Origin of the sequence: Bacillus sp. JJ1562, from assembly GCF_036962705.1 — a bacterium.
GTDB lineage: Bacteria > Bacillota > Bacilli > Bacillales > Bacillaceae_L > Ferdinandcohnia.
This window is the reverse complement of sequence record NZ_JBALOQ010000009.1, coordinates 63,332-88,949: the sequence shown is the minus strand read 5'-3', so window position 1 is coordinate 88,949 and position 25,618 is coordinate 63,332. Positions and strand designations below refer to the sequence as shown.

At 38.6% G+C, this 25,618-nt stretch carries 19 protein-coding genes and 1 riboswitch; of the genes, 2 read left to right on the top strand and 17 right to left on the bottom strand.

What is annotated here, in order from left to right; all coding sequences use genetic code 11:
• Positions 1-55 precede the first annotated feature (55 nt).
• The 12 genes from V7097_RS06490 to V7097_RS06435 all read right to left on the bottom strand — a co-directional run bounded on the left by V7097_RS06490 (position 56) and on the right by V7097_RS06435 (position 14,954).
• Positions 56-1,321 carry an ABC transporter substrate-binding protein gene (locus V7097_RS06490; protein ID WP_335702796.1) on the bottom strand — a complete coding sequence of 422 codons (1,266 nt, stop codon included), beginning with the start codon at positions 1,319-1,321 and terminating at the stop codon, positions 56-58.
• 238 nt (positions 1,322-1,559) lie between these two features.
• Positions 1,560-2,570: a LacI family DNA-binding transcriptional regulator gene (locus tag V7097_RS06485; RefSeq protein ID WP_335702795.1), complete on the bottom strand. Its 1,011-nt coding sequence runs from the start codon at positions 2,568-2,570 to the stop codon at positions 1,560-1,562.
• Positions 2,571-2,776: 206 nt separating this feature from the next.
• The gene (locus V7097_RS26020) at positions 2,777-3,568 is read right to left on the bottom strand and encodes a methyl-accepting chemotaxis protein (RefSeq protein ID WP_438824209.1); all 792 of its coding nucleotides are present in this window, start codon (positions 3,566-3,568) and stop codon (positions 2,777-2,779) included.
• A 954-nt stretch (positions 3,569-4,522) separates the two neighbouring features.
• Complete coding sequence (locus V7097_RS06475; RefSeq protein WP_335702793.1) at positions 4,523-5,332, bottom strand: energy-coupling factor ABC transporter ATP-binding protein; 810 nt, start codon at positions 5,330-5,332, stop codon at positions 4,523-4,525.
• Positions 5,329-6,171 carry an energy-coupling factor ABC transporter ATP-binding protein gene (locus tag V7097_RS06470; protein WP_335702792.1) on the bottom strand — a complete coding sequence of 281 codons (843 nt, stop codon included), beginning with the start codon at positions 6,169-6,171 and terminating at the stop codon, positions 5,329-5,331. The genes V7097_RS06475 and V7097_RS06470 overlap by 4 nt, the downstream gene beginning before the upstream one ends.
• Positions 6,168-6,938, bottom strand: coding sequence for an energy-coupling factor transporter transmembrane component T family protein (locus V7097_RS06465; RefSeq protein ID WP_335702791.1), 771 nt, complete (start codon positions 6,936-6,938; stop codon positions 6,168-6,170). The genes V7097_RS06470 and V7097_RS06465 overlap by 4 nt, the downstream gene beginning before the upstream one ends.
• A gap of 12 nt (positions 6,939-6,950) precedes the next feature.
• Entirely contained in the window at positions 6,951-7,553 is a 603-nt protein-coding gene (locus V7097_RS06460) for an ECF transporter S component (RefSeq protein WP_335702790.1), read from the bottom strand.
• A gap of 363 nt (positions 7,554-7,916) precedes the next feature.
• Positions 7,917-9,018, bottom strand: a protein-coding gene (prfB, locus tag V7097_RS06455) for a peptide chain release factor 2 (protein ID WP_335702789.1) whose coding sequence is annotated in 2 segments (ribosomal slippage) — positions 7,917-8,945 and positions 8,947-9,018 — 1,101 coding nt in all. Because the reading frame shifts where the segments join, the coding sequence is not laid out codon by codon here.
• Between the two features lie 169 nt (positions 9,019-9,187).
• Positions 9,188-11,701, bottom strand: a complete 2,514-nt coding sequence (gene secA / locus V7097_RS06450; protein WP_335702788.1) for a preprotein translocase subunit SecA — start codon at positions 11,699-11,701, stop codon at positions 9,188-9,190.
• A 405-nt stretch (positions 11,702-12,106) separates the two neighbouring features.
• Positions 12,107-13,174 carry a GGDEF domain-containing protein gene (locus tag V7097_RS06445; protein ID WP_335702787.1) on the bottom strand — a complete coding sequence of 356 codons (1,068 nt, stop codon included), beginning with the start codon at positions 13,172-13,174 and terminating at the stop codon, positions 12,107-12,109.
• Between the two features lie 288 nt (positions 13,175-13,462).
• The gene (gene hpf / locus V7097_RS06440; protein ID WP_335702786.1) at positions 13,463-14,020 is read right to left on the bottom strand and encodes a ribosome hibernation-promoting factor, HPF/YfiA family; all 558 of its coding nucleotides are present in this window, start codon (positions 14,018-14,020) and stop codon (positions 13,463-13,465) included.
• A 574-nt stretch (positions 14,021-14,594) separates the two neighbouring features.
• Entirely contained in the window at positions 14,595-14,954 is a 360-nt protein-coding gene (locus V7097_RS06435; protein WP_335702785.1) for a winged helix-turn-helix transcriptional regulator, read from the bottom strand.
• A gap of 175 nt (positions 14,955-15,129) precedes the next feature.
• Between V7097_RS06435 and fdhA the strand changes: the two genes are divergently transcribed.
• Both fdhA and V7097_RS06425 read left to right on the top strand, forming a co-directional pair.
• Entirely contained in the window at positions 15,130-16,347 is a 1,218-nt protein-coding gene (fdhA, locus tag V7097_RS06430) for a formaldehyde dehydrogenase, glutathione-independent (protein WP_335702784.1), read from the top strand.
• A 21-nt stretch (positions 16,348-16,368) separates the two neighbouring features.
• Entirely contained in the window at positions 16,369-16,791 is a 423-nt protein-coding gene (locus V7097_RS06425; RefSeq protein WP_335702783.1) for a GlcG/HbpS family heme-binding protein, read from the top strand.
• Positions 16,792-17,034: 243 nt separating this feature from the next.
• Here the strand turns inward: V7097_RS06425 and V7097_RS06420 are convergent, their stop codons facing one another.
• The 5 genes from V7097_RS06420 to flaG form a co-directional block, all read right to left on the bottom strand.
• Positions 17,035-22,119: an OmpL47-type beta-barrel domain-containing protein gene (locus V7097_RS06420; RefSeq protein WP_335702782.1), complete on the bottom strand. Its 5,085-nt coding sequence runs from the start codon at positions 22,117-22,119 to the stop codon at positions 17,035-17,037.
• Positions 22,120-22,200: 81 nt separating this feature from the next.
• A riboswitch (cyclic di-GMP riboswitch) is annotated at positions 22,201-22,286 on the bottom strand.
• A 149-nt stretch (positions 22,287-22,435) separates the two neighbouring features.
• Entirely contained in the window at positions 22,436-22,786 is a 351-nt protein-coding gene (locus V7097_RS06415; RefSeq protein WP_335702781.1) for a flagellar protein FliT, read from the bottom strand.
• Positions 22,786-23,187, bottom strand: a complete 402-nt coding sequence (gene fliS / locus V7097_RS06410) for a flagellar export chaperone FliS (protein ID WP_335702780.1) — start codon at positions 23,185-23,187, stop codon at positions 22,786-22,788. Before fliS ends, V7097_RS06415 begins: the two co-directional genes overlap by 1 nt.
• Positions 23,188-23,202: 15 nt before the next feature.
• Positions 23,203-24,714: a flagellar hook-associated protein 2 gene (locus tag V7097_RS06405; RefSeq protein ID WP_335702779.1), complete on the bottom strand. Its 1,512-nt coding sequence runs from the start codon at positions 24,712-24,714 to the stop codon at positions 23,203-23,205.
• A gap of 48 nt (positions 24,715-24,762) precedes the next feature.
• The gene (gene flaG, locus V7097_RS06400; RefSeq protein ID WP_335702778.1) at positions 24,763-25,131 is read right to left on the bottom strand and encodes a flagellar protein FlaG; all 369 of its coding nucleotides are present in this window, start codon (positions 25,129-25,131) and stop codon (positions 24,763-24,765) included.
• Positions 25,132-25,618: the final 487 nt, after the last annotated feature.

The window sequence follows — 25,618 nt, the reverse complement described above, 5'->3', positions numbered from 1 at the left end:
ATACCCCCTATTCTGGGAGGGGTAACGAAGAATCTCTTTCATTACCCCTAAATTCCTATTTCATTCGATTTTCAATATTTTTCTTTGCCTGTTGCATGGCTCCATCCGCACTTTTACCATTCATGGCTTCACCTTGTGCTTTTACAATTTCATCACGAGCGATTGGATCATTTTTTGTGTAAATGATTGTTGGAATCTTGTCCATCTCGTCAGCTAGGAAACGCCAAATAGTTTGATTTCCGAAGAATGGCTCTTCTGCATCAAAAATTTTCGACTCAAACACTGGTGCATAGGTAGGGAATAATCCACCTTCCATAGCAATTTCTTGTGCCTCAACACTGGTCGTAAACCAAGAAAGGAAATCATATGTTTCTTGTACTTGATTACCAGTTGAAGGAATTACAAATGAACTTCCACCTTGAACAGATGAACGTGTTCCGCTTTCCTCATGTGCTGGTAATGGCATTAAGCCCCATTTACCTTCTGTATCAAGTGCTTGTTGCTTAATGGTTCCAACTAGCCAACCACCTGCAATCACAGATGCCGTCTCTGAGTTCGCAATTGTTGTAACCCATGCATCCCAACCTGTAACACCTAAAAGAGCATCTTTTTCATGTAAACCTTTTAATACCTCTAGGGAATTAACTGAAGCTTCACTACCAACGATTAAATTATTATCCTCGTCATAATAACCTTCACCTTGTTGATTGAGAATGATTGTGTATACATTCGCGTCCGCTTGGTCATAGCTTAGCATGGCTTTACCAGTAGCTTCTTTAATTTTTCCACCTGCTTCAACATAGTCATCCCATGTTTTGATCTCATCAGGATTTACGCCAGCTTCTTCAAAGATATCTGTGCGATAGAAGACTGCAGCTGGGCCAGTATCAAATGGCATTGCATAGATGTTCCCATCCTTTGAAACAGCATCTAGTTTGAACTCAGGAAAATCGTTCTTAAATTCGTCAAAGCCAAGTTCACTTAAATTCGCAAACGCATCAGGGAAAGCTTCTAATTTACCTTGTAGCTCATCGTCGGTTTGAAGCAATCCATCTGGTAGACCTTTTCCACCAGCCTGTAATCCCGTTGTTGTTTTACTTTTGATGTCCTTACCACCCGTTTCGATAATTTCTACTTTAAAATCAGGGTGATCCTCTTTATAGATTTCTGCCGCTTTCTCTAATACTGGAACGTTTATGTTATTTGCCCAGATTGTAACGACATCGTCTTCCTCTCCACCTTGACCACTCGAGCTACTACAAGCTGCTAGTAAGGCTGTTAATCCAATTCCTAAAATAAAAAAGCTGAATTTATTTTTCATAAAATCCATTCCCCTTTTTAGTAATTTGTTTACTAATAAAATCATATCAGCTTGTAGTAAAAATGTAAACGTTTAATTTATATTATTTTACTAAAATTATTATCTATGTTTACTAATTTTTCACCTATTTTCCAGTCTTTAGTAAAAACCTAGTCTTACTTTCTCCATGTAGATAATGTTCATGCGCACGGGAAAGGGGGACGAATGGGATTAGAGCAAAAAAAAGAGAGCCAGCGGCTCACTTTTTTCCTTCGATTGATGGTGTACTTTTTCGAAAAATGGGTTTCCCTTGAATGTATACTGTTTTCGCGGTTGTTCTATTTTTTGTTAACCTTTCCTCGACTAGATCCAAACCTGTTTCACAAAGGGTAGGAATATCAATATGGAAGGTTGTTAATGGCGGGGAAACATATTTCGTGACACTGATATTATTGATACTAAAGAATGCCACACGTTGAGGTATTGGAATTTGCATTTCATTAAATGCTTGAAGCGCCCCAATCGCAAGTGGATCTGTTGCAACAACAAAGGCTCCTGGGAGGTCATCCCCCATTTCCTCAATCACTCTCATTGCTGCTTTGTACCCATTCTTAACAGTACTTGCAGGTACGATTAAAATATCCTCTTCTCTTAATTTATTTCGTTCCCGTTGATAGTTTCTGAACGTAATCTCTCTTAACTGGGGAATAGGTTCATTTGTCTCAACATCATAATCATCCGCACCAATAAACCCTATACGTTCGTAGCCAAGCCCTTCAAAAAATTGAATCATGTATTCTGTCATAAGCTTCAAATCAGGCAAAACAGAATCTAGATTTTGTGGATCTCTTCTTGTATTTAAAAACACGCCATGAGGTGTAATTTCCTCTAAGTACTTGATTTCCCGTTCAGTTAATTTTCCAATCGCAATAAAAGCCGTTGAATTCTTATCTACCTTTTCAATACCATCATTTATATGATAACGAACCAATTCTATTTTCCGTTGTTTTGCTTGCTTTTCAAGCTCCGTCCGAATCCCCTTAAAAAAAACATCTTCAAGCTCTTCTTCATTGGAAATCCAATATAGAAATGCGATATTGTTTAACTGCGTAACCCCTTGTTTCTTTTTATATCCTAAGTCTTCAGCAACCGCTTTAATTTTATCTCTCGTTTCTTCGCTAACAGATAAATTCGCATCATTATTGAGCACTCTTGAAACGGTCGCAATTGAAAAGCCAGATTTTTGGGCTATATCACGAATCGTGGCCATACCTTTCTCATCCCTTCTGTCTTCCTTCTACCTATATAGTATACATGAATTGCCTTAAAGTAAACAATTTTAGTAAACAAAATATTATTTTAGTCGTGAAAAAGATGTATGCTATAAAGAATAAAAGAGGAGTAACCTAATTACAGGCTACTCCCCTTCTATTATGCGCTTTTATAGTATAGCTTCATTTTTTAGGATTTATGCTCTTATTTTTCTTTAAAAATCTCCATCAGTTCTGCAGTGGCATCGTCTGTGTTTTGAACGTAGGAGACGAGGTGCTGCATTTGGCCGTTTTGGCTTTCGATAGATGCTGTGATTTCCTCAAGTGATGCTGTTGTTTCTTCAATGATGGCCGCAAATTCACTGACAGAGGTTTCGATGGAAACAGTTGATTTCCCGATTTCATTCGTAATTTTTTCAAAATGCTTTACCGCCTCGTTCAACTCGGAAACCGTGTCGTCGATTACAGTGAAGACACCTTTTGTATCATTTGTAAGCTTGACACTCTCGTCCATCTTTTCAGCGTTTTCTGTCATCTGTTTTTGTGTTAATGTGGTGCTTTTATTTACTTCTTTTAGATTTTCGGCGATGAGGTTCGCTGTGTTTGACGTCACCTCAGAAAGCTTCCGTATTTCGGACGCAACGACAGCAAAGCCTTTCCCACTTTCACCTGCACGAGCCGCTTCGATTGAAGCATTCAAAGCAAGTAAATTCGTTTGTGATGCGATTTCCTGAATACGGTCGGTGAATCCATTTGTCTCATTAATTTTTTCAACTAGTAGATTCATTGTTTCAGACATCGATGTTACGGATGCCTGGAAGTCTGTGATTTTTGTGAGTAAAAGGTCAATAGTTTCATTTCCGTTGTCAGCCGCTTGATTCGCATTATCTGTTTGAATGCTAATGTGGTTTAGACCTTTTACAAGCTCCTGAACAACCCGATTGAGATCCTCAATGGATTCAGTAATTGTTCCCGCTGATTCGTTTTGTGTATTCATACCAGATGAGATTTCTGTAACCGCGATGGTCATCTCATTGAAGGTATGCATTTGATCCTCGCCTTGGCGACGGATGTTTGTAATGTTCTCACTGATCGTTTGTGAGCTTGCTTCGAGCTGTGCCGCATGCTGTTTTCTCATTTGTAAAAGAAGCTCCGTTTGTTCCTGGGTAGCTTGAATATCTTGAGTGAGTCGTCCAGTTACAAAGCTCTGGAAAAATAGAGTAGCGATGATAACCGTAAAGATTAAATAGAAGATGACAAGTTCCTTGGGGGTATAGCCAAATTCCTGCCCCTTTGTCACGAAAAATAGGACTGTTATCAAAATGGCACAAGTCACACCAAAGAAAAGTGTTTTTCGCGTATTGTAAATTGCGACTGTTGTCAGTAGGTATAAAGGTAAAAGGATGATTGGCGCTGATTGCGAGCTAGTCATTATGACAAACAGAACCACCGAAATTCCTATTACTGAAAAATATGGCGTTTGCGTTAAAAATAGAGTCCTATAAATCAGTACGTGTAAGATTGATAGGAAAATCGCTCCGCCAATACCGATCGTGAGAATCATTTGAAGCGGTTGCCCGATCGAAATTTCAACAATAATTGCTAGAATGACAGAAATAAATGAAACAAGGCCGACTAATTTGTTTTTTCGTATGAGATCCTCTCGTTTTAGCTCTTCAATTGTTAAAATCTTTTCATTCATAAGGATGTCCTCCAATTTAGATATCTCCCTCTATTTTACATTTTTTTCATAGAATTGAACATAGATATGTTTATGAATTTGGGTTCAATCAAAATTTGTTTAGTGGCTTGGGCTAAGGTAGGTAAGTGGTTGAGGATTCAAACAAGCGTTTGTTTGGATTGGGAGTGTAGTCGAACAGATGATTTGGAGTTCTATTGAAATACACAAAGGGAGACTGTCATCACCAACAAAAGAAAGCACAGGTATCCCCTATGCTTCCATCCTCTTCCTCAATGCTTTAATCAGCTGCTCATCTGTCAAATAACTTCCTTCTAACCCAAGTTCATCGGCGATTTGGGCGATATGTGGTTGCTCAAGATAGGCTTGCTTTAGTTTTTCTTTATGTGTAAATACTTCATGACTAGATCCATCCATTAAGATCTTACCTTGATTGAAGACAATCGTTCGGTCAAATACTTCTGCAGCGAAATCCATATCGTGAAGGATACAAATGACTAGTCTACCTTGATCACGAAGTTCATAAATGATTTCCTTTAATTTCTCTCTTCCCGCAAAATCTTGCCCCATCGTTGGCTCATCAAAAATCACAATATCCGTATCCATCGCTAGGATCGAGGCAATGGCAATCATTTTTCGCTCGGATAAACTTAAATCGTATGGATTCGTTTCCATATGCTCCACAAGATTTACCTTTTCCAGCATTTGAATCGCTTTTTCCTTCGCCTCTTCTTCGCTATAACCAATATTCAATGGGCCAAACATGACCTCACTAATCACGGTATTTTTAAAAATTTGATCGTTAGGATTTTGAAAAACCATGCCAATATCTTTTGCAAGCTGAGCTGCTGAATAATCCTTGGTGTTATTACCATTGAATAGAATTTCTCCCTCTGTTGGATAAAGCAAACCCTTCAATAATTTAACAAAGGTAGATTTTCCAGCTCCGTTTTGCCCAACAATCGCCGTTGTTTCCCCATCTATTCGTAAATCTATCCCTTTTAATACTTCAACCTCGGGTGTATAGGAAAAATGCAATTTGTTAATTTCTAATCGGCTCATACCTTACCACCAATTTCCGTAGCTAATTCTTTAATCGTAACAGGAAAATATCCTGTATTTTTATTCTTTATTCCTAATGCCTTACTAATTCTTGTTGCTGCAGGAGCTTCAATCCCATGCTCTCGTAAATCACCCCTTGAAAATACTTTTCCAGGAACATCAAAATCAACAATCTGACCATCGTCCATAAGTAAAATTCGGTCTGCATAATTTGCCATCTTGTCCATTTTATGTTCTGCCATAATAATGGTGATTCCTTCTTTGGCTAGTTTTTCGACTACCTTAAAAACCTCCTCAGAACCCTGTGGATCTAGCTGAGAGGTCGGCTCATCCAATATTAATATTCTAGGTTTCATTGCGATAACACTAGCAATCGCCACCCGTTGCATTTGCCCTCCAGAGAGGTCAAATGGATTTTTATCCTTTATCGTTGTAATATCTAATAATCGTAAGCTTTCTTCCACTCTATCGATAATCTGTTTTCTTTCCAGACCAATATTTTCTAAACCAAAAGCAATTTCCTCAAAAACGGTATATTTGGAGCCGGTCATCTGCGAAAATGGATTTTCAAATACTAAACCAACATGGGTGGAAATCTCCCCAACTTCATGCTTTCTTATTTCTAGACCATCAACAATCACTTTTCCCCCATACCCTCCGTTGAAAAAATGAGGGACGAGTCCAGATAACGCAAAGCATAGAGTAGATTTTCCAGCTGTATTTCTGCCCGCTATTCCGATGAATTCGCCCTCTTCAACTTCGAAGGAAATATCATGTAAGGCTAATTTTTCGGTATCTGGATATTTATATTTTAAACCTTCAACTTGAATGATGCTCATGATAGTATCCTCCAAACAATCGTTGCAATGAGTGCTACCCATAGTATTAATTGGATGAGCCTCTGATGGTGGTATTCCTTAGCAACATTTAAAAAGGTCTTTTTAATTCCGGTGTTAAATCCTCTTACCTCTAGCGCAATTGCACGCTCACGTGTATTATTTAACGAATTTAACACGACTGGGACGATTAATGGAAAAAATGCCTTCATACGCACACGAAGATTTCCTTTCGTTTCCAACCCTCTTGCTGCTTGAGCATCTGTTATTTTTCCCATCGTTGCCCGCATTTGTGGAATAAGTTGTAATACAGAAAGTAGGACATAACCTATTTTAGGCGATAAACCTTTTTTAATAATAGCCTCTACTAATTCATCGTGTTTGGTTGTCAAAATTAATATTCCAAACGCCATAATCATATTCATGACACGGAGCGTTAAGAGTGCCGCATAACTTAGCCCTTCTTTATAAAAGGTAAGAATTCCAATCGAAAAAAGCACCGTCTCGTTTTCAGGATGAAAAAATCCTTGAACAATAATAATAGAAATGATTAGTAACATACTAAGCGCCAAGATTGGAATGATTTTACGGAACACTTTTCCTACCACTAGTACGATCCCACTAAAAAATGCGACAGATAATACAAATGGTAAATTTGGATAGATGTATGTGATGGCAATACTCACCATCACATACAATAGTTTTGTTAATGGGGCTATTTTGTCATGGATGAAGGATTTTCTGTCTACGTAAAGTGTCATCGTACTCATGTAAGCCAGCCCCTATAATTCTTCAATTTTATCTTTGCCACGGAAAATAGAGATTAAGTTCTTTGGCAATCCTTTAAAAATGAAATAACTGATTATAACCGTTGCTACTTTATCCGGAACATCTACAACGATACTATCGCCAAATGATGCTAACCAAACAGGAAAATCATTCGACACTAGGTACGCATAGAATGCATCTCCCCACACATTCCCTGTTTGTCCTCCCCAGAAAATCACGTTTAACGGAGTGGAAATGACGGCAGCAATAAGTCCAACCACTAAACCGACGACAATGACAGTCTTCAAATTTTTTAGCCAGCCTTTATAAGCCATTATCCCAACCACTAACCCAATTGCCCCACTTGTAACTGCATAAACAGTTGAAATTGGATCTACTGTGACGCCATATATTACGTTATTAATAATTCCAGAAAGTGCGCCTATAATAGGTCCTGCAAGCATACTTGCTAGTACAGTGCCAATGGAATCTAGCCATAGCGGTAATTTTAGTAACCCTGCAAATAATTTCCCTAGGTAATTGATGCCGATTGCCGCTGGAATTAGGGCAATCGCCGCTGTAGACAACTTTAATGACCACATACTTTTCTTACTCATCACACATTCCCCCTCATTTTCTTTTTTGATTGTGACTTGAAGCAACACCTTCAAACGGAAACAAAATTTAGTTTTTTTCCTTTCATTTTATTCAGACTTTTTTACTACACCTCCATTTTATATTATTTGCAAAATACAAAAAAGGATATTTACTCTATATCAAGTGATATCTTGATTAGTATATTCAAATCATACAATAATTTTTGGCGGGTTAACTGTTTATGGCTAATAAATCTAATTTATAGCCGTTAGCCACTCCTTATGGCCAATAATTTTCATTTATGGCTGAAAATTTACTTTTTTGGCTGTTTACTCTTTCCACATATCAAAAAAGACAGCCCCACGGCTGCCCATCAAAAAACATTAATTTAACTTCGAACGTAAATATGCATCAATAAACATATCAATGTCGCCATCCATGACGCTTCCCGTGTTACCGACCTCTACATTCGTGCGGTGGTCTTTGACCATAGAATATGGGTGGAAGACGTAGGAGCGGATTTGGCTACCCCAGCCGATTTCTTTTTGTTCGCCGCGGATTTCGTCTAATTCAGCTTGTTGTTTTTCAATTTCAAGCTGGTATAATTTCGACTTTAACATTTTCATTGCTTGTTCGCGGTTTTTGATTTGGGAACGCTCGGTTTGACACGTTACAACAGTATTCGTTGGTGTGTGTGTGATACGAACGGCTGAATCAGTGGTGTTAATGTGCTGACCACCCGCTCCACTTGCGCGATACGTATCAATTTTTAAATCTTCACTGCGAATATCAATTTCGATGTCATCATTAAACTCCGGCATAATCTCACAAGACACGAATGAAGTGTGTCGACGACCTGATGAGTCGAACGGTGAAATCCTCACCAAGCGGTGCACTCCTTTTTCAGCCTTCAAGTAGCCGTATGCATTGTGACCTTTGATTAGAAGGGTTACACTCTTAATCCCGGCTTCATCCCCTGGAAGATAGTCAAGTGTTTCAACCTTGAAGCCTTTCTTCTCGCCCCAACGAGTGTACATCCGAAGAAGCAAGGAGCCCCAGTCCTGTGATTCCGTACCGCCCGCACCTGGGTGAAGCTCTAGAATGGCATTATTTTTATCATAAGGTTCGCTTAATAGTAACTGTAGCTCAAAATCGCTTAAGCTCTTAGATAGCTCTTGAATTTCCTCATCAAGCTCTGATTGTAAATCTGGATCTGGCTCTTCCTTCACAAGCTGATAGGTGAGCTCTAGATTTTCATAAGAATCATTGAGATTCGTAAATTCAACTACTTGATCCTTTAATGCATTTGCTTCATTTATGACGGTTTGTGCTGCATTCTGGTCATTCCAGAAGTCAGGCATTGACATCATTTCATCAAGCTCTGTGATGCGCGCTTGTTTGGCCTCTAAGTCAAAGAGACCCCCTGAAGCCCGCTAATTTCTTAGCCATTTTGTCAAGTTCGTGCTTAATATCTACTAATTCCATAAAATTTCCTCCAAGGTGTGGTTATTTATCTTATATCATGAATCCATCTTCATTATCTTACTCATTTTTTCAGGATTAGTCCCGTTTTTTTCGAAGGAAAAGGTGAGAGCTCACCTCTCACCTATCCAAAAGTTATAATCTGGGTTAAGGGACGCGTCCCTTTGTCCCATTATTTCCCGTGACAGTTCTTAAACTTTTTACCGCTACCGCAATAACAAGGGTCGTTACGGCCGATGTCAACGGATTTTTGAACTGGGCGTTTCTTTGGCTTTTCTTCTTCGCCGCCTTCTTTTGGTTGAACGGCTTGGCCCTTCGCCACTTCTTCACGTTGAAGATTGTTGCGGATTTGTGCCTTCATCACAAACTTCGCGACATCGTCCTCGATGGAAGCAACCATGCTTTCAAACATCGCAAAGCCTTCGAAATTGTATTCGCGAAGTGGGTCAGTTTGACCGTATGCACGTAAATGAATCCCTTGACGAAGCTGATCCATTTGGTCGATATGGTCCATCCACTTACTATCAACAGAGCGAAGTACAACAACACGTTCAAATTCACGCATTTGTTCTGGCTCAATTTGCGATTCTTTTTCATCATAGCGCTCTTTAACCTTTGCATAAATGAGCTCAGACATTTCCTCTGGCTCTTTTCCTCGAAGGTCGTTCTCCGATACATCGCCTTCATTTAAAAGGTTCGCATTGACATAATCAATGATTCCTTTGTAGTTCCAGTCTTCCTCCACCTCATCTTTTGGAGTTTGTGCCTGAACAACTCGGTCTAGGGAAGACTTAATCATATTCTCAACAACTTCACGAAGATTCTCGGAATCAAGAACTTCGAAACGCTGTTTATAAATAACCTCACGTTGCTGACGAAGTACATCGTCATATTGTAAAAGCTGTTTACGAGCATCAAAGTTATTGCCCTCAACGCGTTTTTGCGCAGACTCAACCGCTCTTGAGACCATTTTACTTTGGATTGGCTGGGTATCATCCATGCCAAGACGCTCCATCATATTTTTCATATTGTCAGATCCGAAACGGCGCATAAGTTCATCTTCCATAGATAGATAGAACTGTGTTACACCAGGGTCCCCTTGACGACCAGAACGTCCACGAAGCTGATTATCGATACGACGGCTCTCATGACGCTCAGTACCAATAACGGCAAGACCGCCAAGCTCCTTTATACCTTGGCCAAGCTTGATGTCGGTACCACGACCAGCCATGTTTGTCGCGATCGTTACCGCACCCTGTTCCCCTGCATTCTCAATAATCTCAGCCTCGCGCGCATGGTTCTTCGCGTTCAAGACATTATGTTTCACGCCTTTTTTCAATAAAAACTTCGAAATAATTTCAGACGTTTCAATCGCAACCGTACCAACTAGGACAGGTTGTCCCTTTGCATGTCGCTCAGCGATATCCTCAGCAACCGCGCGGAACTTGCCTTCGATGGACTTATAAATTAAATCAGGACGGTCATCACGGGCAATCTGACGATTCGTTGGAATCACAACAACGTTCATATTGTAAATGTTGCGGAATTCCTCTTCCTCTGTCTTGGCCGTACCGGTCATACCTGAAAGCTTCTCATACATACGGAAATAGTTTTGGAACGTAATCGTCGCAAGCGTCATACTTTCGTTTTGAATTTCGACGCCTTCCTTTGCCTCAATCGCTTGGTGGAGGCCTTCACTATAACGACGTCCCTTCATCAGACGTCCGGTGAATTGGTCAACAATGACGATTTGATCCTCTTCAACCACATAGTCAATGTCACGATGCATACTTGCATTCGCTTTTAACGCTTGGTTGATATGGTGAATCAAGGCTACGTTTGCCATATCAAACAGGTTTTCAATGCCGAACACTCTTTCAGCCTTTGAAATCCCCTCTTCAGTAAGCTGAACACTCTTCGTTTTTTCATCATAGGTGTAATCTTCTTCTTTTTTAAGAGTGGTCACAAATCCGTTTGCTTGCACGTAAAGTGAAGTCGATTTCTGAGCGGAACCAGAAATAATCAGCGGCGTACGCGCCTCATCAATTAAAATCGAGTCAACCTCGTCAATCACGGCAAAATAAAGAGGACGCTGCACCATTTGTTCCTTATAAAGGACCATGTTATCACGAAGATAGTCGAAGCCAAATTCGTTGTTCGTACCGTACGTAATATCAGCGCGGTATGCTTCAATTTTTTCATCACGAGACATTGAATTTAAATTCAATCCAACTGTTAGACCTAAAAATTCATAAAGCTGGCCCATCTCGTGCGCATCACGGCTAGCCAGGTATTCGTTGACAGTAACAACGTGAACGCCTTTACCAGTGATCGCATTTAAATAAACAGGCATCGTGGAGGTTAATGTTTTACCTTCCCCTGTCTTCATCTCAGAAATATTTCCTTCATGTAGGGAAATACCCCCCATGAGCTGCACTCGGTATGGGTGAAGACCCAAGACACGCTTTGCACCTTCACGAACAACAGCGAAAGCTTCAACTAGTATATCCTCGAGTTTTTCACCTTTTTGATATCGCTCCTTGAACTCTTCGGTTTTGCTGCGAAGGGCCTCATCAGAAAGCTTCTCCATGTCAGGATGGAGTGCCTCAATTTTATCGGCAAGTGATTCCAAGCGCTTGATTGTGCGTTTGTTTGGATCAAAAACTTTGTTTAAAATTCCAAGCATCATGTACGCTCCTCTATTGTTAAATTCACATCAGCCGATCGGCTGAATCATATGCAAAAAAAATGTAAATTAGGGCTAAAACGAAATATCTTCTATTTTACCACTAAATAGGACAAGGGTAAAATAATATCGGGTTTCGTGATGTGAGGGGATTCGACAAAGGCATCCCCACCAGTAAAATCTATTTTAAAAAAGCATCTTGCCATCTTCAACAAGATACCTAGATTTTCGGACAAAGTGAAACTTCAATCAGTGGGGGTTTTCCTGCCCGTTCATGCGGGATAAATCAAACCAACTAGGTTAAATCGATTTTCCAACGTTTTAGTTCTAAAAACTCGTCCCACATTGAAAGAAATAAATCCCCAAAGTAACAAAACGAACTGTAAAAGGTAATTACTCATCCCACTACATCGCATAGCTAACTTGATTCCGGCCATTTTGCTTCGATGCATACAAGGAATTGTCCGCTTTTTCGATCGCTTGATAGAGCTTTGAAGAGTCAGTGAGTTCAGAAACACCAATCGATACCGTTACTTGGAGCTTCTGGTCTTCCACATAAAACGGTGTATGTTCAATCCCGCTCCAAATCCCAGAAACAATGCTCTTTAAATGTTCCTTCGAATCCACTTCTAATAATAGAATAAACTCCTCACCACCATAGCGTCCGAGTAAGGAATGGCGTGGCGGAATGAGTCTCGATAGCGTAGTCGCCACATTTTTTAATACCGAATCACCATGAAGATGGCCATATGTATCATTGATTTTTTTAAAATGATCAATATCAATCATTACGATGTATGTTTGATGAGAGCTTGTCCCTTTTTTAATTCGATTTTCAAAATAACGCATATTATAAAGCCCAGTCAAAGGGTCACGTTCCGCATAAAACCTTAGTTTTCGTTTCAGCACCACTTCTCTGTCTAGCTGGTAAATGAAAAAATATAGAATAAACGCGGACACCTGGAGTGCCAATATCCGCACGAGATAGATTTCACCGAACACATCCGTGCCTTTTGGCATAAGAAAAAGAATCGGCAAATCAGATACTAGCCAACAAGCCGTCACAATAACAACCAACATAATCGGGCTTGGCATCGCTCGATCTTTTTTATGAAAAAGAAGAGCCAGTAAAACAGGAAGAATCATGCCGAATATCACGCCTGGCATAGCTCCCACTCCACCCATGCCGAGCCTCCAGCTAACCGCTATAACAAGGGCAGGGATCGCATGCTTCCACCCCAACAGAAGGGTGAAGATCACCAAAGGAACAAGGCGAAGATCAAACTGGTAGCCCTCATAGGAGATCGGCAAATAAAATAGAAAAATCACGCATGCCGAGGTGAGGATAAGAACGATCGCTGAAAATAGATACTTGTTAATCGATTTTCGATTCGTAACCAGGTTACTCATACATAAATACATGAACAAAATGATCGCAATATTAGAAAGGGTTGGTTGTAAAATGGTAGTCATAGATATCCCTGCTTCATTGAAAATTCGGTAGGCTTACGAGTTGCCTGTGCATTTGTATTATCTACGATGTGAAAGATTTTGGCTATGGGGGATTTCCCCTATTTTTTAAAAAAGCACAAGGTGAGACAAGCATAAAACGAGGCTAATAAATGGTGCTTTTAATCCTCCAAAGCGATTGGCTAGACCAGAGAGCCGATGGTCCTGGATTCAGTCATTGAAAAATATGTGCATTTTTTTCAAAAAAGAGGCAGTCTAATCGATTAGACTGCGCTCTTGGAAATTCGTTATTTAACTAGGTTCGATGATGCCGTATTTGCCATCCTTACGGCGATACACGACATTTGTAGTATTCGTCTCTGCGTTTGTGAAAACGAAGAAGTTGTGTCCAAGCATATTCATTTGTAGAATCGCTTCTTCACTATCCATCGGCTTCAAATCAAAACGCTTCGTACGAACTAATTCGTAATCCTCATCCTCTGCATCCTGAACAGCTGTTGCCGTTCCAGCTCCACCATTAGTAAACATCGCTTTGGTAGACCCCTTTTCACGAAGCTTGCGGTTGACTTTTGTTTTATGCTTACGGATTTGACGCTCAAGCTTATCTGTCACAACGTCGATTGCCGCGTACATATCTTCATGAGATTCCTCTGCACGAAGCAAGAGCTGCGGCATCGGAACCGTAACCTCTATTTTTTGATCCTTTGCATTATTTACTTTTAAGTTAACATTTACATTTGCATCTGGAGTGCTGTCAAAATAGCGTTCAAGCTTACCAAGTTTCTTCTCAACATACTCTCGCAATGCTGGAGTTACCTCAATGTTTTCACCACGAACGTTGTAATTCATACATGAACTCCTCCTTTTAACTTGACTAGCATGCACTAGTCTTTCGTAATGCATTGGACACAGCCTAGACCCTCTTTAGAGTTTCCAACCTGTGAAACAATATAACCTCTTTTAATTAAGGTTATAAGTACTAATTCAACACACCCCTCCCCAATTCCTGCTTTTTTGTAAAGAAAATATGAAGAAAATGTGAATTTCTGGGGTATGGGGACAGGTCCTTTGTCCCGGGGTGGATTGCGACGCATGGAGAGCTTCTTTGTCCCTCATTTTGCTGTCCCACCGCAGTTTTGCGTCGCTGGTGGTTCGCTGAGACAAGTACATCGTCCTACCAAAAAATGGACATAGTAATCCCTACCGCTGCTCTTATTCTGCTTTTAATGTAAATTTGTAAAGAATATGTGTAGGTGTAAAAATATATGCCTGTCTAAGGTGAGTTATGAATGATACTTGTGTGGTTTCTAAGATGATATTGCTTGAAGAATTCTTCAGTAGTAGTATGTCCAAATATTGGATTTTTAAGTAACCTTTTTTAAATGTCATAGACTTGCGTTAAACTCTCGAACAGGCGATCTCTTTAATTAGTGAAGGATTTTATATTATCTTTTCCCCAATCGTACATCATGAAAACAATGGGCATTAAGCTTCGGCCTAATTCTGTTAATGTATATTCCACTCTTGGGGGAACCTCGGGGTATACTTTCCGATGAACAATCCCATCTTCCTCCAACTCTCGAACCTGAGTCGTTAACACCTTATGTGTTATTTTCGGAGATAACCGTTTTATTTCACTAAAACGTAATGGACCATCCGTTCCTAAATAGTAAATAATCGTAATCTTCCATTTGCCGCTAATAATCGATAAGGTCAATTCCTTTTCACAATTAAATTCACCATTCTCAAGTTTTTTTCTGACTTCCCTCCGTAAATCATCCATAAGTTTCTTTTCCCTCCCTCAAGTCCAAAAGTAACCTTTAAGTAATCTTCTCACAAAAAAGTGCGTTCTTCCAAATAAAAGATTTTTAGAATTGAATGTAAGATAGGAAATTTTAGGAATCATCCTATAAAATCTAAAATCTCTTATTTGCGTAAAAAGATTGGAGGAAAGAAGAATGGCAGGAAACAGAGCTGTAGTTTACAAAGGTCCAGGACGTGTAGGTATTGAAGATATTAGCTATCCAGACTTAATCCTTAGAGATGGGCCGGGGGTAAATCCTTTAAATATCGGTCGTAAGTGTGAGCATGGAGTTATTCTAAAAGTCATTACAACCAATATTTGTGGAAGTGATCAGCACATGGTTCGGGGGCGGACAACTGCTCCAGAGGGACTTGTACTTGGTCATGAAATTACAGGTGAAGTCATTGAAGTAGGACGCGATGTCGAGTTTATTAAAAAAGGGGATCTTGTATCCGTTCCTTTTAATATTGCTTGCGGTCGTTGCCGTAGTTGTAAAGAACAACACACACATATTTGCGAAAATGTGAACCCAGATCGCCCTGGCTCTGCATATGGTTATGTGGACATGGGAGGATGGGTTGGTGGACAATCCGAGTATGTCATGGTTCCCTATGCAGACTTCCAATTGCTGAAATTTCCAGATAAAGATCAAGCTTTAGAAAAAATTCTTGATTTAACAATGCTTTCTGATATATTTCCGACAGGTTATCACGGTGCGGTGAGTGCTGGCGTGAAGCCTGGTTCTACAGTATATGTTGCTGGAGCTGGTCCTGTAGGCTTAGCTGCTGCCCATTCAGCTCAACTTCTAGGCGCCTCTGTTGTAATCGTTGGTGACTTAAATAATGAGCGACTTGCACAAGCGAGAAGCTTTGGCTGTGAAACTGTAAACCTTAGAGAGCATCCAGATCTCGGCGAGCAAATCGAGCAAATTCTGGGAATTCCAGAGGTGGATTGTGCAATTGACTGTGTTGGTTTTGAAGCACACGGACATGGTGCTGGTGCCGGCGAAGCACCTGCTACGGTATTAAACTCAATTATGGAAGTTACCCGTGCCGGTGGCCGACTTGGTATTCCAGGTCTATATGTTACAGGTGATCCAGGTGGTGTCGATGAGGATGCGAGAATCGGTACCTTAAAAGTTCGTTTGGGTCTTGGTTGGGCGAAAGCACATACTTTCGTGACTGGCCAAACACCAGTGATGAAATATCACCGCGACTTAATGATGGCGATCCTAAGTGGAAGAGCGCAAATTGCGAAAGCTGTAAATGCAACTCTGATTTCCTTAGATCAAGCACCAGCTGCATACGCTGAATTTGATCAAGGAGCTTCCAAGAAATTTGTCATTGATCCTCATGGATTTTTAAGTAAATAAATAAAATTAGGAGGCGTTGTTATGAGTAAAATCACGTTAGATGTAGCGAAAAAGATAATTGCAGGTGCAGAAGAAGAAGCAAAAAAAATTGGAGTTTCCATGGTGATTTCAGTCGTGGATGAAGGTGGAAATCTAATTGCGGTTCACCGGATGGATGATGCTTGGTTAGCCAGCATTGACATTGCCCAAAATAAGGCTTGGACGTCTGTAGCATTAAAAATGCCAACTTCAAACTTAGCCGACGCAACGGTTCCTGCAGCTGAACTTTATGGGTTGAACACAACAAACAACGGTCGCCTTGTCGTATTCGGCGGCGGAATCCCTCTTGTCAGTGATGGAAAAGTGGTAGGAGCTGTAGGTGTCAGCGGTAGTACGGTTCCTCATGATGTTCAAGTGGCAGAGGCTGGGGTTCGAGTGTTTGATAATATCGTGGTGCATCAATAATAAAATAGAACTACATTGAAAACCTTGGAGAGCAGTGATCTTTTACTGACTCTCCACTTTTTTATGGATGAAAATGGAGGGGAATTATTACTGTAGCTTGCTTATTTGAGCAATGGTGCATATATAAAACTGAATTGCTCTAACTATTATTCTAGCTCCAAGTGTGTGTGATATTTTTGATAAAAAGAAACTTAAAAGGCATCCAAATTTAGTAAATACTAAATTTGGCTGCCCTCTTAATAATTATTTAATTACTTTTACCTCTGCTTGGCCTTTTACAACAAATTCTCCTAGTTTCCCTTCGAAGTTCATAATCATTTGACCACGAACCCAGAAGAAGTCTTGTCGTTCAAATTTGAATTGGCCTTTTTTCGCCTGTTGGTAATAGCCTTTGTTTGATGTAAGAGCTGAAACTCCATTAAGGGTCACTTCATCTAAATCAAAGTCTTTAGAGCTATAACCCATTGGTAACGATACTTGAACTGTGAAATCACCTTTGTTTCCATTCATAACCTTAGGCAATACTTCAACGGTTGCCGGAATATAAACAAGGATCGTTTTTGTAACCTTTGTTGTCCATCCAGCATGGTCTGTTGCTTCAACTTCAATTGCATATTTTCCTGGTCGATCGAATGAAACATTTCCACCGTTTTGAACAATTTGACCATTAACAGTCATTTGTTCATGTGCTATTCCAGATAGATTATCAGATGCAGTATATGCTAATTTCAAATCTGTTCCTAGCGCATATTCGTCTGCTACGTCTAGGTCAATGGTTGGTAAAGTTTTGTCGATTTTAACTTGTACTGTTTGGGCTTCTTCTTTATTACCAGCGTTATCTACACTGTAGAATGATACTTCGGTAATACCTTCTTCACTTACTGTTAAGCTTGTACCATCTACAAACTCGGATCCGTTTATGGAATAGGATGTTTGGGCTACACCGCTTAGATTGTCTGTTGCTGTTAGTTCTAGTTGGAAGTCATTGTTGTTCCAAACATCTAGTACATTTGATGTTGTCACTGGTGCTGTTTTGTCAATTCTGACTTGTACTATTTGGATTTCTTCAACATTTCCAGCTTGGTCAACACTGTAGACTGATATCTCGGTTATGCCTTCTTCACTTACAGTTAAGCTTGTTCCTTCTACAAATTCAGAGCCGTCTATGGCATAGAATGTTTGGGCTACGCCACTTAGGTTGTCTGTTGCTGTTAACTCAACCTGTACGTCTTCGTTAGACCACACATTTTCAACGTTTGTTGTTGTCACTGGTGCTGTTTTGTCGATCTTAACTTGTACTGTTTGGATATCTTCTACATTTCCTGCTACGTCAACACTGTAGAATGAAACTTCATTTATTCCTTCTTGACTTACTGTTAAGCTTGTTCCTTCTACATATTCAGAGCCATTTAAAGCATAGAAGGTTTGTGCTAAGCCACTTAGGTTGTCTGTTGCTGTTAATTCAACCTGAACATCTTTGTTGCTCCATGCCTTTTGGACATCAGAAGTTGTAATTGGTGCTGTTTTGTCCACTTTAACTTCAACAACCTGGACCTTTTCTTTATTCCCTGCTTGGTCAATGCTATAGAAGAAAATATAATTTTCTGCTTCTTCTTTAACAGTAAAACTTGCGCCTTCTACAAAAGTAAGACCATCATATGAATAGAATGTTTTAGCAATATTACTTAAGTTGTCGGAAGCTGTTAGTTCTACTTGGAAATCCTTATTGTTCCAAACATCTTCTACATTTGATAATGTTGTTGGTTTGGTTTTGTCGATTTTCACTTCAGCTGTTTTTACCTTTTCAGTATTACCGACTTTATCAACAGAGTAATAAGAAACCTTGTGAAGACCTTCCTCATTAATAGAGAAGGTAGTCCCTTCAACGAATTCTCCATTATTTAGAGAATAGAATGTTTTTTCAACACCTACCTCGTTATCAGTAGCAGTTAGTTTAACATCAACACTCTCATTAACCCAATCAGTCGGTGCATCAATTGATGAAACAGGTGCTTCTTCATCGATAATTAATTTAGCAAGTACGACATTCGACTGAGCTGATTCTCCAAATGAATTACTATATGAAGTTACTATATATTCATGATTTGCATATGAAAGATTATTAATTGTATAAGATAGGTTATTAACCTTTTCAACTATTAAAACTGGCTCGCCATCAATAATTTCATAAATGTTGTATCCATTTGCATAGGTTACGAAATCCCAGGTAATTCTTACACTTGTGTCGCTTAAAAGCTTCAAGCTTGCGACAGGTGGTTGCATAATTGGGTAGACAATTTTCTCTGTAATCTGGTTTGATGGTTTAGACTCACCAAAAGTAGTATGATAACCAATTACTTCAAAAGAATGTGTATCCTCGGTTAGATTATAAACTTTTTGGCTTCTTGCTGTTCCATCATAAATAAGTTTCCGACTATCATTTGTTATTTGATATACCCGATATCTACTTGCCCATTCGGCAGTTGACCATGTAAGTGTAATATTGTTTACATCACTGACTACTCCCATTAGTTGAGTAGGCTGCACTTCAGGCCAAATTAGTGTTAGCTCTATCGAACTACTCTCAGGAGACTCTCCAAAACGGTCACTATAAGAATGCACGACATATTCATATTCGCCTTCTGGCATATTACTAAATGTAAATGACGTACCTCCAACCTTTCGTTGGAATACCTTGTCACCGTCGATAATCTGATACAGATTATACCCTGTTGCAAATTCTGCACTATTCCACTTGAGAACAATATTATTACCGTTTGAAATACTGTTTGTCACATTCTCAGGCGTCTTCATGATTGGATGAATCAAAGTAAGCGAAATGGCACTACTTTCTGGTGATTCTCCAAAACGGTCACTGGATGAATGAACCTCGTATTCGTAGTCACCTTCAGGTTGATTTGTAAACGTTACACTAGTTCCTGTTATTGTTCTTTGTAATACTTTTTTACCATCAATAATTTGATATACATTGTAGTTCTTTGCATAATCTGATGCCGTCCACTTTAATTGAATGTCGTTACCATACAAAATATTAGTTGTTAAGTTTTCAGGTGCTTGCATAGTTGGATGTATTACTTCTAAAGAAACAAGACTTCCCTCTACTGATTCCCCAAAACGTTTACTTACAGAATGTACAACATATGAATGTTTTCCTTCAGATACATTACTTACTTGATATGAATTCGAAGTAATATCTTTTTTAACGAGTTCCTTTTGTTCACCCATTACCTCATACAAATTATAAGAATCCGCATACTCTGCCTTTTCCCAAGAAAGCCTTATATCATTTCCATTTAATAATACATAGCTAGGTTTAGCTGGTTTCTCCATTTTTGGATGAACCAGATTCGCAAGTATTTCTGCTCCAAATTTTGATTCGCCATGGATCGTAGAGTTTGAATGAACAACGAAATGATAGTCTCCTTCCGGCTGGTTCGAGATAGTTGTTGTTATTGAGCTTGAATTTTTTAAGAGAACCTTTTCTCCATCAATTACCTGATAAACATTGTAATTTGTAGCGAATTCTGCACCCGTCCATGAAAGAAAAATATCGTTTCCATTTCGGATTTCATATTTTAGATCTGTTGGTGCTTTAATTGTCAGTCCTTCGACTGTAACACTTACTTGAGTACCTACTTTAGATTCACCAAATTTTGAGGAAAGAGAGTAAATCTCATATGTGTAGTCCCCAGCAGACATATTTGAGAAAGTTCTATTAGTACTAATCGTAGTTGCATTAAGAACCTTTTCTCCATTTTCAATCTGATAAATCTTATAGGATGTTGCATGCTCAACTGCATCCCATTCTAGACTAAATGATGTCTCACTCTTCATTGTCTTCGTAACATTTGTTGGTGCAGTCATTTCAGGATGAACAACTGAAACAGTTGTTTCAGTTCCAACTGCTGATTCGCCAAACCGAGATGAATAGGAGTGTACTACATATTTGTAATTGCCTTCTGCCATATTTCCAAAAGTAGTCGTAGTAGAAGTACTTGATAATGTTCTTACATTCACCTTAGAGCCGTCATTTTTCACTTGGTAAACATAATAATTGGTCGTATTAGAAGTTGGTTCCCATTCTAGCACTACGTCATTTCCATTTTTTACATAAGAGGTAACTTTGCTCGGTGCCTGCATTTCAACGTGATCAATCGTTAATGAAACTCTCGAACCCTCTAATGATTCTCCAAATCTAGCATTGTAAGAATGGATTTCAAATTCATACTCACCAGCTTCTGATTTAGAATATGTGGTAGTCGTAGTAGAAACTGTACTTTTTAATACTTTTTCTCCATCGATAATTTGATAGATTTTATAGCTAGTAGCATTTGGAGCGCTGTTCCAAGTTAGCTTTATATCATTAAGATTTAGTAATTGGTATGAAAAATTGGCTGGTGCCTCCATTGTGATTTCATTTACAACGACGGCTAAAACTTCTCCACCATTTGACTCACCAAAACGGTCACTATATGACTGAACTTCATACTTATAGCTGCCGGGTGCTACATTTGTTAGTTTTATAGATGTCTTATCAGTTTTTTCAATTAGTTCTTTACCATTATCGGTAATTTTATATAGTCTATATTCTGTTGTAAAAGGAACTGATGTCCAACTGAAGGTAACGTCATTTCCATTTGTAATAGAATATTTGAAATTACTCGGTGTTTCCATCTCTGGATGAACCACCTCAGCAGGTATTTGCGCTGAAACAGGGGATTCTCCATATAAAGAGTTAACCGCAGAAACAGCATATTGATAGTTTCCTTCTGCTACGTTCGTAATTGTATGAGTATTCTTTGTTGGAGAAGCTAGTAACGTAAGCTGCCCATCCTCAGAAACCTGATAAAGATTGTATGATTCTGCATATTTAAGTGCATCCCAGGATAAAACAACATTGTTTCCGTTCGAAATTTTAAATGAAAGATTGGATGGCTCGACCATCTCTGGATATGTAACAGTAAAACTGATAGGAGCACTTGGTCCAGACTCCCCATCCGAATTTAGGGTTGAAATAACAAATGTATAGGTACCTTCTGGAAGATCCTTCATTAGATAACTATTAGAATTCACCTTATCTTTTAAAATAAGCTGTCCATCAGTTATTTCGTAGATGTTGTATCCAATTGCTCCATATACAGAATTCCAATTGAGTTTAATATCATCTGGAGTTACCTCCTGATATGAAATATCGCTTGGAGGCAACATACTACCACTAGCGAGTGCATTGCCCAATGGGAAAAATAATTGAACAACCATTAGAAGCAATGCGAGAAAAGTAACATTTCTTTTTAAGATTTTCTTCATTCTTTAGTCCTACCTTTCTAAAAAAAGCCAAAAGAAAAAGAACCTCGTACAAGGTTCATAGGTAGATAGACTATGAGTCCTTGTGGCAACCGGCTACCATCCACATGTTGTGGGTCAGGCCCTTGGCTTTGCGTCCTATGATTTCCCATAGTTTGCCTTTTTCACTTTGGTTTTTTGTTATTCATTACCTATTATCATACTATTTTCCTAACGAATTGAAAAGGTCTATTTTACTAGTTATAGTCAATTTATCCTTATTTAACAGAAAAATCTAGCAAAATAAACCGAGTAGCGTATGCACTACTCGGTATGAACTCTATTTTCTTTTATCGAAAAACATTCCATCATCTGGTCCTGATTGATAAGGATTAGAATATTTTTTTGAAGATGCTTTACTTTTTTTCAATTGGGCTAAATCCATCTGAATCTCGAGTTTGAATTCTGCTAATTTAGCATCAATGATTTTATTCATACGAACAATTTCAGCGCCTAATTGTTTTTCTTTTTCAGTAAAAGGTGGCTTAATCTCTGGAATCAGGGTTTCACGTGAATCTAAAAAGGTGTTAATTCTTTCGATCTCTTCTTCCCGTTTCTCTTTTGGGATTGGTTGTGAAACTATGTCTAATAGCTTTTCTGTAACCCTAGAAAGAGAGTCTAGTGCATTCACTACACTTGCCCGCCTTGAACATGCTGTCGTTGACGGTTAATTTGAATAACTTGTTTCCACGTGTCACGGAATTCAGTTACAAGACCTTCAACTTCAGAAAGAACATCTAAGTCATTTTTGATATTAACATCGATTAACCGGCGATTGATATAGTCATACATGGTCATCATGGTCTTAGATACTTCAACATTTGGATCAAGTGAAACCATCAGTTCTCTAATGATATTTTGCGCCTTTTGAAGATTTTTATTTTTTTCTTGAATGTTTTTTTCTTCAATTGCTTTTCTAGAAAGCTTAATAAATTTTAAACAACCGTTATACAGCATTAAAGTTAGCTCTCCAGGCGAAGCTGTTGTGACGGTATTAGTTTGATACGCTTGATATGGGTTACCTATCGCCATTTCTTACACTCCCTTTTAATAGCTAAACTGTTGCATTAAAAACGCCGACTGTGAGTTTGCACGCTGAATAGCTTTTTCCATTTCAGTAAATTGACGCCAATAGCGATCCTCAATTTTGAGTAATCGAGCCGCAAAACTATCTATCCGATCGTCCACATTATCCAGATTTCGACCAATAGTAAATGAATTATTTTCAGAAAAGGCTTTACCAGCTTTCAGTTCTATTCCACTCATCGTTTCTTTTATAGAATCTCTAAGTCTCCTTGCGATTCCTTTTTCTTCCGTTGTAGGCCCATCTTTTTGAAAAAGCTCATAAATGGTATTTGGATTATTGGAGATAGCTTCACGAAGTTTGCCTTCGTCAATGATCAACTTTCCTTTATCCAAATAGTTTTTAGATGTTGTAATACCAATATCCGATAGTTGGTCAAACCCTGTTCCAGTACCCGATATAGGCGTATATAATTGCTGCCTCATTTTATTTGTACTTGAGATTAAAATAGAATCACGGTAAAGGGTTCCTTTGCGCGCTTCCTTTTCCCATTTTTCAATTTGGTCTTCCGTCATATCCTCTTTCTGAGCATCCGTAAGAGGCTGATAATTGCGATTCGACTTTTCAATTGTTTTTGAGTTGATATTCGTAATTAATTCATTGTATTTATCTACGAACGAAACTATTGTAGATAGTATTGAATCCACATCAGGAGAAGAAGAAAATGTTACTGCTTGTCCGGTTAAGGTATTTATATCACCTGTTACTTGTTTTAATGTATACTCATAGCCATTAATTTGAAATGTATTTGAACTACGTGTTGTTACCAAGCCGTTATAATTAAACATTGCGTTCTGTCCGACTGAGCCATTTCCTGCAGCCATAGCCTCAAGATTGTTAGGCTCCAGTTGAAGTAAATCAGTAAAAAAGGAACCAGTAAGCACTATTTCAGGTTGGTCCTTAACATCCCCAGTGTATTTTGTTGTTAATGATACCTTTCCAGTAACACTATCAAAAAACGCACTCACACCAGAGTTAGAATTAATTTTACTAATCACTGAATTTATTGTATCTTGTGTAGGATCTATAGTAATAACTGTTTCGCCTAAGGTTCCATCTTTATTTGTCGCCTGTATGGTAATGCTTGTTTCAGAAAAAGTTAACTCACTTAATTTTTGATTGGGATCGGTAACAATAACATCTTTACTGTGCATGGAAGCACCTTTTGCAAGTTGAAACACGGTAATAGAACCTGAAATTTCATTTGTTGCACTAATACTACGAGCTGAAACCGCCGCATCATTTGAGCTAGTTATATTCTTTTTCGTATACGTCGAATTCATCATTAACTTATTAAAAATGAAGGTATCAAAATCAAGCAATTGCTTGTTCATATCACGATAATCATCACGTTGCCATTCAAGATATTGCTTTTTTTGATGCATCTTATCTAATGGGATACGTTCGGCTTTCATCAAATCCTTAACAATTGAGTCGATATCCATCCCACTTGCTAATCCACCAATTCTTACCATTGGCGCTCACCACCTTATATCTTTTGGGACAAATGTCCATTGTCCCCTTTAAATCTTTTTATCTACAACAAAACCAAGAAACTCCGTCATGGCTGCATATATATCTAGTATTTTCTTAGAAGGAATCTCCCGAACTACCTCATGTGTCTCATCGTTTATGATTGTCACGTAATATTCATTTAGATCCTCGTGTAGCTCAAATCTCAAAGAAGTATTATTTGGCTCCAAAAATTTATTCAGGCTATCGATTACTTGATTGACATCCTCTTTCGAATCTTGCTTTTCACTTTGATTTCTGAATTCTTGTGGGGGAGCAATGTTCTCCCCTCTGCTTTCAGTCTCAATAGACATTCTTTGTTGGAAATAATCAGTGTTGTAGTTCATCGTTGTACTAGAAGAGATTTTATCTATAGACATATAGTTTCCTCCTAAACAAACGGGGCTTTATTAGTTATATCGGAAGGAATAAGAGAAAGTTAAGCATTCCACTTAATCAACCCTTCAAATTTTTTATTAATCTCCCATCAAAGGAATGTATGTTCGTTATAATATAAACAAGGAGGACGAAAACCATGAATTTAAATACACTATTATACGTTCAACTTAACATTCTATTTGCAAGCATTATAGGAGATGGAAAAATTACCAAAATATACAAGAGTTCACGTACAGATATCACCAATCACCACTAATTGCCCAAGTATGTTTTATCAAACAAACTTGTATTGGAGATTCTAGGAGGAAACCCAAAAGTACTAAGATTCATATCCGGGTTTTGCCGTTATAGCAACAAACAGTGATAGATACAAAAACTTTTCAAAAACGGAAATTAAAGAAATCTTAAGGATAAAATTTATGGGAGAAAAAGATAGAGTTATAGATGAAAGATTAAATAGATCGTATT

What these genes read in the sequence shown, in the direction of transcription:
- V7097_RS06490 (WP_335702796.1), bottom strand. Translation starts at nt 1,321, where the DNA reads ATGAAAAATAAATTCAGCTTTTTTATTTTAGGAATTGGATTAACAGCC.
- V7097_RS06485 (WP_335702795.1), bottom strand. Translation starts at nt 2,570, where the DNA reads ATGGCCACGATTCGTGATATAGCCCAAAAATCTGGCTTTTCAATTGCG.
- V7097_RS26020 (WP_438824209.1), bottom strand. Translation starts at nt 3,568, where the DNA reads ATGAATACACAAAACGAATCAGCGGGAACAATTACTGAATCCATTGAG.
- V7097_RS06475 (WP_335702793.1), bottom strand. Translation starts at nt 5,332, where the DNA reads ATGAGCCGATTAGAAATTAACAAATTGCATTTTTCCTATACACCCGAG.
- V7097_RS06470 (WP_335702792.1), bottom strand. Translation starts at nt 6,171, where the DNA reads ATGAGCATCATTCAAGTTGAAGGTTTAAAATATAAATATCCAGATACC.
- V7097_RS06465 (WP_335702791.1), bottom strand. Translation starts at nt 6,938, where the DNA reads ATGAGTACGATGACACTTTACGTAGACAGAAAATCCTTCATCCATGAC.
- V7097_RS06460 (WP_335702790.1), bottom strand. Translation starts at nt 7,553, where the DNA reads ATGAGTAAGAAAAGTATGTGGTCATTAAAGTTGTCTACAGCGGCGATT.
- secA (WP_335702788.1), bottom strand. Translation starts at nt 11,701, where the DNA reads ATGCTTGGAATTTTAAACAAAGTTTTTGATCCAAACAAACGCACAATC.
- V7097_RS06445 (WP_335702787.1), bottom strand. Translation starts at nt 13,174, where the DNA reads ATGACTACCATTTTACAACCAACCCTTTCTAATATTGCGATCATTTTG.
- hpf (WP_335702786.1), bottom strand. Translation starts at nt 14,020, where the DNA reads ATGAATTACAACGTTCGTGGTGAAAACATTGAGGTAACTCCAGCATTG.
- V7097_RS06435 (WP_335702785.1), bottom strand. Translation starts at nt 14,954, where the DNA reads ATGGATGATTTACGGAGGGAAGTCAGAAAAAAACTTGAGAATGGTGAA.
- fdhA (WP_335702784.1), top strand. Translation starts at nt 15,130, where the DNA reads ATGGCAGGAAACAGAGCTGTAGTTTACAAAGGTCCAGGACGTGTAGGT.
- V7097_RS06425 (WP_335702783.1), top strand. Translation starts at nt 16,369, where the DNA reads ATGAGTAAAATCACGTTAGATGTAGCGAAAAAGATAATTGCAGGTGCA.
- V7097_RS06420 (WP_335702782.1), bottom strand. Translation starts at nt 22,119, where the DNA reads ATGAAGAAAATCTTAAAAAGAAATGTTACTTTTCTCGCATTGCTTCTA.
- fliS (WP_335702780.1), bottom strand. Translation starts at nt 23,187, where the DNA reads ATGGCGATAGGTAACCCATATCAAGCGTATCAAACTAATACCGTCACA.
- V7097_RS06405 (WP_335702779.1), bottom strand. Translation starts at nt 24,714, where the DNA reads ATGGTAAGAATTGGTGGATTAGCAAGTGGGATGGATATCGACTCAATT.
- flaG (WP_335702778.1), bottom strand. Translation starts at nt 25,131, where the DNA reads ATGTCTATAGATAAAATCTCTTCTAGTACAACGATGAACTACAACACT.